Origin of the sequence: Halorubrum sp. Atlit-26R (assembly GCF_003666015.1) — an archaeon.
Classification (GTDB): domain Archaea; phylum Halobacteriota; class Halobacteria; order Halobacteriales; family Haloferacaceae; genus Halorubrum.
The window spans coordinates 1-1461 of the sequence record NZ_QPLT01000056.1; the positions used below are offsets into that span (position 1 = coordinate 1).

General features: G+C 55.2%; 6 protein-coding genes. All 6 read right to left on the reverse strand.

Going from position 1 to position 1461, the window contains the following annotated elements; genetic code table 11:
- On the reverse strand, positions 1-197 hold a 197-nt coding region (locus DVK07_RS23815), incomplete at its 3' end, for a hypothetical protein (RefSeq protein WP_233565523.1).
- Positions 187-438, reverse strand: a complete 252-nt coding sequence (locus DVK07_RS19165; RefSeq protein WP_147441227.1) for a hypothetical protein — start codon at positions 436-438, stop codon at positions 187-189. The genes DVK07_RS19165 and DVK07_RS23815, both read right to left, overlap by 11 nt.
- On the reverse strand, positions 431-649 hold the full coding sequence (locus DVK07_RS22415) for a hypothetical protein (protein WP_147441228.1): 219 nt from the start codon (positions 647-649) through the stop codon (positions 431-433). Before DVK07_RS22415 ends, DVK07_RS19165 begins: the two co-directional genes overlap by 8 nt.
- Position 650: 1 nt before the next feature.
- Complete coding sequence (locus tag DVK07_RS19170) at positions 651-851, reverse strand: hypothetical protein (protein ID WP_147441229.1); 201 nt, start codon at positions 849-851, stop codon at positions 651-653.
- On the reverse strand, positions 848-1201 hold the full coding sequence (locus DVK07_RS19175; RefSeq protein WP_121598481.1) for a hypothetical protein: 354 nt from the start codon (positions 1199-1201) through the stop codon (positions 848-850). The genes DVK07_RS19170 and DVK07_RS19175 overlap by 4 nt, the downstream gene beginning before the upstream one ends.
- Positions 1202-1280: 79 nt before the next feature.
- A partial coding sequence (locus DVK07_RS22810; RefSeq protein ID WP_158603187.1) for a hypothetical protein occupies positions 1281-1461 on the reverse strand: 181 nt, incomplete at its 5' end.

Sequence of the window (1461 nt, forward strand, 5' to 3'; positions counted from 1 at the left end):
CTCACCGCAAAAAGCGCCGTGAGCGCCCCGCCCACAACGAGAATAACCAACCCGGTTGGGTTCGAGATGACCGCATCAACTGTTCCGCAGCCGTACGCGGAGCAAATCTGTCCAGTAGTGACAGCCACGTACAGGTAGTACGAGAGAAGGCCCGCGCCGACGATGACCATCCCGTATTCGACAAGGCTACGAGTCATCGTGAGTTACCTCTCGTGCCTTCTCTAGCCCGTCTTCGCCCACGTGGTCTTCCCATCCGGTGTTCAGCGTGAACATCTCGATGGGGAACCCGATGGGGCTGACGCGCACACCGTCGATAGCAACGTACGAACCGCCAGGATTCAGTTCGGGGTCGATTTCGTAACTGACGGTGTGCTCGTCGCTCCGAGCAGCTGTACCGACAACATCGATGAAGTCTCGGAATAGCTCATCGTCACTCATGGAAATCGATTCCTGTTGCTCCGCCAGAGACTGCGACAATTGATCCGCCAAGTGCACCCAATGCCGGGTCAACACCCGTACCAAACGCGAAATTATACATGTTGACGATCAGGTACCCGCCGGTACCGCCGAGAATCACTGCGACTGCGAATAGTACGGCTATTACACCAATAGCCAGCACACCGTAGCCAATCACTTTGCCAGCACTCATCTTAGTTACCGAGTTTGGAGTACGCGCCGAACACGACTAGTCCCGCAGGGACTGCCCAAACGATTGGGTTCGCTGCGCTGGCCGGGAGGTCAACAACTGACCCGGCCAGTGCGAAGAGGATGAATGCGACAACACCAGTTGCAACGGACAGGACATTCAGGAGGAACGCGCCCTTGACCATGTCTCGAACGCGCATGCTCATTGGCTCTCATCCTCGTTGATTTCGAGAGTTTTGGGCATGTGAGCGAAGTGCCATGCTGTGCCGATCCCGGCACCGGTCCCAAGCACAGCGTTCACTGCGGTAACGGTCTCTGCCGTCCACTCAGGAGACGAAATCAGTCCTTCTGTGAAGATGGCGGTTGTCGCGATGACACCCAACGTCAGGACCAACACGTCGATGTAGGCACGGGTTTTGACGTGTTGTTCGCCGCACCCGTCGCATTCGCTAATTTTCAGGATTGCGTTTTCATCAACAGTGGTGATGGTCCCGCATTCTGTTGCGTGCGTGCCGGGTTCTGGGTAATGATCTGTACTGCTGTTTGTTTCTTCCATAGTTGTAACTATGTATTTATTAGCGTATAACGCTTCGGCAAAACAGTAGTTAGAGCCGTCAACCTAGCCGGTCACCGCACTATTCGCTTTCGCGATCAGTGGTGTTTGAGAGGTCAAGGTCGTCGCGACCACCGATGTCTTCTGGATCAACCACGTCAACCTCGTCTGGGGCAGTGTTTTCGTCGCTGACCCCCATCGCGACCGTCAGCTGCTCCAGCGTCAAGAGTTCCTCATCGCTAAGATTGCCATGCTGTATTATT

Excerpts from the sequence above, each read along its gene's own strand:
- DVK07_RS19170 (WP_147441229.1), bottom strand. The coding sequence starts at position 851 with ATGAGCATGCGCGTTCGAGACATGGTCAAGGGCGCGTTCCTCCTGAAT.
- DVK07_RS22415 (WP_147441228.1), bottom strand. The coding sequence starts at position 649 with ATGAGTGCTGGCAAAGTGATTGGCTACGGTGTGCTGGCTATTGGTGTA.
- DVK07_RS19165 (WP_147441227.1), bottom strand. The coding sequence starts at position 438 with ATGAGTGACGATGAGCTATTCCGAGACTTCATCGATGTTGTCGGTACA.
- DVK07_RS19175 (WP_121598481.1), bottom strand. The coding sequence starts at position 1,201 with ATGGAAGAAACAAACAGCAGTACAGATCATTACCCAGAACCCGGCACG.